The following is a 6,676-nucleotide window of genomic DNA, read 5'->3' on the forward strand; positions in this document are numbered from 1 at the left end:
GCACGGGAATGCGGTCGGTGGCGGCCCTGTCGAAGATGCGCCGGCGGGAGGCAAGCGCCGTCTCCTTGTCGCGATCCGGGCCTGGAAGCCACGGCCTGTCGACGTTGACGACGGGGTGATAGGCGAGGTCCGCCGTCAGCAGCAGCTGTTCGTTGCCGGAGTGGACAAGGAAGGTCGCCATGCCCGGGGTGTGGCCGGAGGCGGTGATCGTCGTGAGGCCAGGCACGATTTCGTCGCCGGCTTCATAGAGTTCGACATCGAGCTCGACGGGTTCGAGGCTGCTCTTGATGGCTGCCGCGAAGCGGGCGCGGAAATCCTGCGGGACCGGCATGTAGGAGAGATCCGGATCGGTGCGCACGAAGAAGTCCCAATCTTTCCTGGGTACGAAGACGTTGGCGCGTGGAAAGGCCTTGCCGCCGTCCGCCGTTCTCAGGTTGCCGACATGATCGGGGTGGGTGTGCGAGATGACGATCGTATCGATGTCGTCGGGGCCGAGACCGATCGCCGCCAGGTTCTCGAAGATGCGCCCCCCGTCCGGCCCCATCGTCTTGCCGGCGCCGGCCTCGATCAGAACCCGTCGTCCGCCGGTTTCGATCAGAAGCGTATTCAGATTGAGCGTCATGCGGTCGGTCGGGAGGAATGCTTGCCGCAGGGCCTCCTGGAGCTCCACCTCGGGCGCGTCGCTTGCGTAGACACGCGGCGGGCCGCCAATGTTGCCATCGCTCAAGACGGTTGCGCCGATCTCGCCGATACGGAAGCGATAGTAACCGGCGTTGCCGCTTGGCGAGGGGAGGGGTTGGGCGTTGGCGCTGCCAAAGAAGCCGAGGCTCGGAATGAACATGCTTGATGCGCCGGCGACAGCGGATAGCAGGATAGCGCGACGGTTGAGGGTGAACGCCTTCATCGGTCTTCCCTTCTTGGTTGGGCGCGCTCTCGCTTCATCCAGCTGCACGAGGCGGGAGATGGCGGGCGAAAGAAGCGCAGGCGGGTCTGGCATCTAACTTCCCGTCACCATGACACGGTGGGATTGGTTTGATAATCTACGTAAATGTGATCGACTTGATTAGTAAGACTTACCAATGACTCCCCTTCGCCTGGACAGCTTCGATGTGTTTGTCGCGATCGTTCGCCATGGCGGCTTCCGTGCGGCGGCACTCGAGCGCGGCGTGTCTTCGTCGGCCCTGAGCCAGACGATGAACAATCTGGAGGAGACGCTGGGCATCCGGCTTCTCAATCGGACGACCCGAAGTGTTTCACCGACGGAAGCCGGGCAACGCCTGCTGGAGCGACTAGCCCCGGCATTGAGCGATATCAGGCTCGCTATCGCGGAGGTCGACGAGTTGAGGGAGAGCCCATCCGGAACTCTCAGGATCAATGCGCCGGCGCCTGCCGTCGATCATCTTCTCTGCCCGCTCGCATTCGACTTCATGAACGCGTATCCCCAGGTGAACATCGAGATCATCAGTGATGCGGCGGTGATCGACATCGTCGAGCATGGTTTCGACGCCGGAGTCAGGTTCGGTAAACAGTTGGCGCGGGACATGATCGCGCTCCCGCTTGGCCCCGCGCTTCGCTATGCGATTGTCGCGTCACCCGATTACCTGGCCAAGTACGGTCAGCCGCAAGTGCCGCACGATCTCGTCGATCATGAGTGCATAAAACGCAGGTTTCCTGGCGGCACGCTCGTCACCTGGCAATTCGTCGGTGGAGACGAGCGAATCGACATTACCCCTGGCGGCCGCCTGACGGTCAGTACGGCCCACAACGAACTGCAAGCGGCGCTGGCCAGCAGGGGAGTCGCGCATGTTCTCGAAGACTACGCCAAATCCGCTCTCCTGGACGGCCGGCTGGTGGAGCTGCTGCCCGAATGGAATCCGGTTTTACCGAACTGGTTTCTCTATTACCCCAATCGTCGTCTCCCGAGCGCAGCCATGCGCGCGTTCCTCGATTACATGAGCCAGTACCGCTGGCCGGCAAACGACTGACGCCTTCCTCGCGAGTATCAGACCAGGAATTGATAGCTCACCGGCACGAAGCGACACAGCGTGCCTGGCTGAACATGGGCTGATCGCTCTCCATGCGTCCGTCGATCAGATGATCTGAGGGGGCGGGAAACGTCAAGACCGCGAGGGTGGCACCTGCCTTGACACTGGCCTTGAAGAGGGAACGGCGATTGAGGAGCATGGCATTGTTCTCTCGGTTGCCCAACGTCGCTTCTGGCCATGGTCGAGGGGCGGGCGTCCACAGGTCGTGACCCTTGCAGTGGACCGCCCTCATACGCCTCATTCGACGCGCTGGAATTCGATCCGGATTTCGGTGCCTTCCGGCCTGCGGAATTGTTCAGTCATGCGGTCACCGGTCACGACCAGCGTGAGATCATCACGTGTTCGCACGCTGCCGACCCAGTTCGGGAATGTCGAACCCAAGACGCGGTTTCCGCTAAATTCCCCATTGCTGTCGACAGTATAGGTGCCGAAGAATCCGATGCTGCGCGACATCGCCATGCGGTTCTCTTCATCCGTCCCCTCACCGCGAGCATTGGAAGCAAACCGAGGCGTGTCGGCGTCGGTAAGGACTTCAACGAAATGCATGTCGGGGGTGAAGACGAGAAGACCGTCGGGATTCTCTCCATAGGCGGGAATATTCTTGCCGCCGGGGTCGATCGTCGCCGAAATCATCCGCCAAGTGCCTACTACCTGGTTTTCAGCGCCGGTCTGCGCAAAGGCCGATGAGGACAAGGTGCCGAGGGCGAGCGCCAGTATGATGGGACGAATGGACATGTTTTTTCCTCTGTTCCTGGTGTCTGGGTTGCTGCGACTTCACGGAGCCTGGCGGTCGGCGGAATGGGCGACCTCCCGCTGCGCCTCGAGGGCCGACAGGCGCGCGGCGAGTGCCTGCGAGATCGACGCATGAGCGGTGCTGCCCAGCGCCAACCGCAAGGGTGGTGTCGCGCTCTCGGCCGCGGAAATGATGGCGTCCACGGTGCGCGTCGCGTCGCCCTTGATCTCGAAGCTTCCGTCGCTGATTGCGCGACGAACGGCGTCGGCAGGCGTCTGGTCGTAGGCAACCATGGGGGTCGCACGAACGAGATTGGCACCAAAATTGGTGGCGGTCGGTCCCGGCTCGGCGATGATGAAGTCGATACCGAAGGGAGCCACTTCCTGGGCCACGGATTCGACGAAGCCTTCGATACCCCATTTGGTGGCGTGATAGAGACTGAAGCCCGGATAGGCGATCTGCCCCCCTTCGGAAGAGACTTGCACGATCCTGCCGCCGCCCTGCTCGCGAAGGCGGGGTAGGGCGGCGCGGATCAGGTGTATGGACCCGGTGAGATTGGTGGCGATCTGTCGCTCGATCTCGGCGTCTGTAAGCTCTTCCGCCGCACCGAACAGGCCGTAGCCGGCATTGCTCACCACCACGTCTATCCGGCCGTGTCGCTGAAACGCGCCTTCGACGACCGATGCCGTACTTTCCGGCTCGAGCAGATCGAGCGGGACCACATCCAGGTGTTCAGGGTACTTCCCCTCGAGCTCCGTCAGTGCCCCTGGGCGTCGTGTCGTTGCGACCACCGTATCTCCTTGGGCCAGCAGTCGCCGTGTCATCTCGAGGCCGAGCCCCGAGGAAGCGCCGGTGATGAACCACGTTTTCCTCATGCGATTACTCCCTCTACAGGTCTGCGAATGTAGGTCTGCGAATGTAAACCACGGGAATTGGTGTTATAAGATCGTCAATATGGGATGAGGTGGTGAGGAATAATCACGAATGATGCGTCCCAGCCTGAATGACCTGGCCGCCTTCACCGCAGTCGCCAGTCACCTCAGCTTCCGCAGGGCGGCCGACGCCATGGGGGTCTCGCGCTCCTCTCTCAGCCACACGATCATCGGGCTCGAGGGCAAACTGGGCGTCCGGCTTTTCAACCGGACCACGCGCAGCGTGTCACTGACCCAGGCTGGCGCCCGGATGCTTGCTCGGCTCCACCCGGTTCTTCGGGATCTCGATCAGGCGCTCGATACCCTCTCCGAGGAGCGCGGCACGCCGACCGGCACGCTGCGGATCAATGCGAACAAGAGCGGTGCCCGTATCCTCCTGAGGGATGTCGTGCCTCCGTTCCTGGATCGCTATCCCGACGTCGAGCTCGATCTGGTGTCGGAGGGACGTCTTGTCGATGTGGTGGAACAGGGGTTCGATGCCGGCGTGCGCCTGATGGAAACGGTTCCGCAGGACATGGTAGCGGTGCCATTCGGCGGCGAGGTTCGCTTCATCGCCGTGGCGGCGCCGTCCTACCTGGAAGGCCGATCAAGGCCGACCACGCCTGACGATCTGCATGCGCATTGCTGCATCCGCCAACGCCTGCCCAGCGGAAAGCGCTATCGCTGGGAGTTCTCCAGACGGGGCATCGAGCTTGCGGTGGACGTCCCTGGCAATCTCACTCTCGACGACAACGATCTTCTGGTACAGGCGGCCGCGGAGGGGCGGGGCATCGCCTATGTTCCCGGGCACTTCGCTCAGGCGTACCTGGAATCGGGCCAACTCGTGACCGTCCTCGATGACTGGTGCCCGCCAACGCCGGGTCTCGCGCTCTATTATCCGGCCAACCGTCATGTGCCGGCGTCATTGCGCGCGTTCATCGATACCCTGAAACAAGCGAAGCGGACGCGGTAAGGTGGCCGCAGGGAGGGAGCTGCACGAAAGCGGTTTGAACTGGGCTTTCGCCCCAGTGTCCGAACCGTCCATCAGGCCCGGCAAGAGGGGTTGTTGTGATCACCAAGCGAGGCGTGCAGGAGGAATCGGTCTCCTGCACCCATGGTCAGGCGATGCCGTCGAACCCATAGCTTCCCCAAGGCGTCGCTGATCGGCTCGGCACTCCTGTGTCAGCCGAGCGCTCAGGTCCGTCCCGTCTCGGTAACCCCCTTGGCGCCATGCTTGTCCTTGAAGGCCACCAGGAAGAGCAGCAGGACGGCAAGGGCGAAGCATGCAGGGAACAGCCAGATGCCCTGCCAGTCGTGGCCATCGGCGATGGCGTAGTGGTCGGTGACCAGGCCGGCGATCCAGAAGCCGATCAGCATGCCGACCCCGTAGGTGGCCAGCGTGATCATGCCCTGGGCGGCACTCTGGAAGCGTTCGCCGGCGCGTGCGTCCGTGTAGATCTGGCCCGAGACGAAGAAGAAGTCGTAGCACACGCCATGCAGGGCGATACCGATCAGCAGCAGGTAGACGCCTTCACCGGCATCGCCGACGGCGAAGAGGGCGTAACGCAAGGCCCAGGCCAGCATGCCGACGATCAGCGTGATCTTGATGCCGAAGCGGTGGATGAACACCGGCAGCAGCAGCATGAACAGGACTTCCGAGACCTGCCCCAGGGTCATCTTGCCGGTGGGGTTGACCACGCCGACCTCCGCCAGGAAGGGGTTGGCGTTCTGGTAGTAGAAGGCCAGCGGGATGCAGATCAGCACCGAGGCGACAAAGAAGATCGCGTAGTTGCGGTCGTTGAGCAGTTGCAGGGCATCGAGCCCGAGGATCTCCTTCAGTCCGCGCTTGCGGGTGTCCGCCTTGGGTGGCGTGGCTGGCAGGGTGAAGCTGTACAGGCCCAGCGCCAGCGAGGCGATGGCGCACATCAGGAAGGTGTTGCGCAGGGCGCCGCCGGCGATGGCCTCGGCGCCGTCCCAGGAGAACAGGTAGCTGATCGCCAGCCCGGCGAGAATCCAGCCGATGGTGCCCCAGACCCGGATCCTGGCGAATTCCTGGGAAGGATCGTTCATCTGGCGGAAGGAGACCGAGTTCACCAGCGCCAGGGTGGGCATGTAGAGGATCATGTAGACCAGCACCAGCGGATAGAAGGTGGCGAAGTCCTGGGCGCGGTAGAGACCGAACATCAGCGCGGCGCCGCCCAGGTGCAGCACGCCGAGGATGCGTTCGGCATTGAAGTAGCGGTCGGCGATCAGGCCGATGATGAAGGGCGCGATGATCGCGCCCCAAGACTGGGTCGAGAAGGCCATGCCGATCTGGCTTCCGCTGGCGTCCAGGTTCTGGGAGAGGAAGGTGCCCAGGGTGACGAACCAGCCGCCCCAGATGAAGAACTGCAGAAACATCATGATGCCGAGTCGTGTGCTGAGCATGGCGAACCCTCGTTATTGTGTGGTGGGTATCAGTCCGTCTCGCCGAGTCCCAGCAGGCGCCGGTTGCGCGCCGGGTCCGAGCCAGTGTCGGCGAAGTCGTCGAAGGCCTTGTCTGCACGCTTGATCAGGTGACTGGCGATGAAGGGCGCGCCCTCGGCGGCGCCCTGGGCGGCGTCCTTGAGGCAGCATTCCCATTCGAGTACCGCCCAGCCGTCGTAGCCGTACTGGGTGAGCCGCGAGAAGATACCCTTGAAGTCAACCTGGCCATCGCCCAGCGAGCGGAAGCGCCCGGGGCGATCGACCCAGCCCTGATAGCCGCCGTAGACCCCGCTGCGGGCGCTGGGCGTGAACTCCGCATCCTTGACGTGGAACATGCCGATCCGCTCGTGGTAGCGATCGATGAAGCCCAGGTAGTCGAGCTGCTGCAGCACCATGTGGCTGGGGTCGAAGAGGATCTTCGCCCGGCGGTGGCCGTCCACGGCGTCGAGGAAGCGCTCGAAGGTGGCGCCGTCGTGCAGGTCTTCCCCCGGGTGAATCTCGAAGCACAGGTCGACGCCCTG

At 63.1% G+C, this 6,676-nt stretch carries 7 protein-coding genes; 2 read left to right on the forward strand and 5 right to left on the reverse strand.

Annotated features, from left to right (window positions below; all coding sequences use genetic code 11):
• Window positions 1–904, reverse strand: a 904-nt coding sequence (locus AC3AYF_RS16625; protein ID WP_487780034.1) for an MBL fold metallo-hydrolase, incomplete at its 3' end; no start/stop codon positions are given.
• Between the two features lie 175 nt (window positions 905–1,079).
• Here AC3AYF_RS16625 and AC3AYF_RS16630 point away from each other — a divergent pair.
• The gene (locus tag AC3AYF_RS16630; RefSeq protein WP_487780035.1) at window positions 1,080–1,985 is read left to right on the forward strand and encodes a LysR family transcriptional regulator; all 906 of its coding nucleotides are present in this window, start codon (window positions 1,080–1,082) and stop codon (window positions 1,983–1,985) included.
• Window positions 1,986–2,282: 297 nt separating this feature from the next.
• Here AC3AYF_RS16630 and AC3AYF_RS16635 read toward each other — a convergent pair whose 3' ends face one another.
• Both AC3AYF_RS16635 and AC3AYF_RS16640 read right to left on the reverse strand, forming a co-directional pair.
• Window positions 2,283–2,780 (reverse strand): lipocalin-like domain-containing protein, encoded by a 498-nt coding sequence (locus tag AC3AYF_RS16635; protein ID WP_487780036.1) that lies wholly within the window; start codon window positions 2,778–2,780, stop codon window positions 2,283–2,285.
• A gap of 39 nt (window positions 2,781–2,819) precedes the next feature.
• The gene (locus AC3AYF_RS16640) at window positions 2,820–3,653 is read right to left on the reverse strand and encodes an SDR family oxidoreductase (protein ID WP_487780037.1); all 834 of its coding nucleotides are present in this window, start codon (window positions 3,651–3,653) and stop codon (window positions 2,820–2,822) included.
• A 109-nt stretch (window positions 3,654–3,762) separates the two neighbouring features.
• Between AC3AYF_RS16640 and AC3AYF_RS16645 the strand changes: the two genes are divergently transcribed.
• Complete coding sequence (locus AC3AYF_RS16645) at window positions 3,763–4,662, forward strand: LysR family transcriptional regulator (RefSeq protein WP_487780038.1); 900 nt, start codon at window positions 3,763–3,765, stop codon at window positions 4,660–4,662.
• Between the two features lie 221 nt (window positions 4,663–4,883).
• Here AC3AYF_RS16645 and AC3AYF_RS16650 read toward each other — a convergent pair whose 3' ends face one another.
• Both AC3AYF_RS16650 and AC3AYF_RS16655 read right to left on the reverse strand, forming a co-directional pair.
• Window positions 4,884–6,116 carry a nucleoside permease gene (locus AC3AYF_RS16650; RefSeq protein WP_487780039.1) on the reverse strand — a complete coding sequence of 411 codons (1,233 nt, stop codon included), beginning with the start codon at window positions 6,114–6,116 and terminating at the stop codon, window positions 4,884–4,886.
• A 29-nt stretch (window positions 6,117–6,145) separates the two neighbouring features.
• The coding region (locus AC3AYF_RS16655) for a sugar phosphate isomerase/epimerase family protein (protein WP_487780040.1) at window positions 6,146–6,676 on the reverse strand (531 nt) is incomplete at its 5' end.

The organism is Salinicola sp. (assembly GCF_982684285.1).

What these genes read in the sequence shown, in the direction of transcription:
- AC3AYF_RS16650 (WP_487780039.1), bottom strand. Translation starts at nt 6,116, where the DNA reads ATGCTCAGCACACGACTCGGCATCATGATGTTTCTGCAGTTCTTCATC.
- AC3AYF_RS16635 (WP_487780036.1), bottom strand. Translation starts at nt 2,780, where the DNA reads ATGTCCATTCGTCCCATCATACTGGCGCTCGCCCTCGGCACCTTGTCC.
- AC3AYF_RS16645 (WP_487780038.1), top strand. Translation starts at nt 3,763, where the DNA reads ATGATGCGTCCCAGCCTGAATGACCTGGCCGCCTTCACCGCAGTCGCC.
- AC3AYF_RS16640 (WP_487780037.1), bottom strand. Translation starts at nt 3,653, where the DNA reads ATGAGGAAAACGTGGTTCATCACCGGCGCTTCCTCGGGGCTCGGCCTC.
- AC3AYF_RS16630 (WP_487780035.1), top strand. Translation starts at nt 1,080, where the DNA reads ATGACTCCCCTTCGCCTGGACAGCTTCGATGTGTTTGTCGCGATCGTT.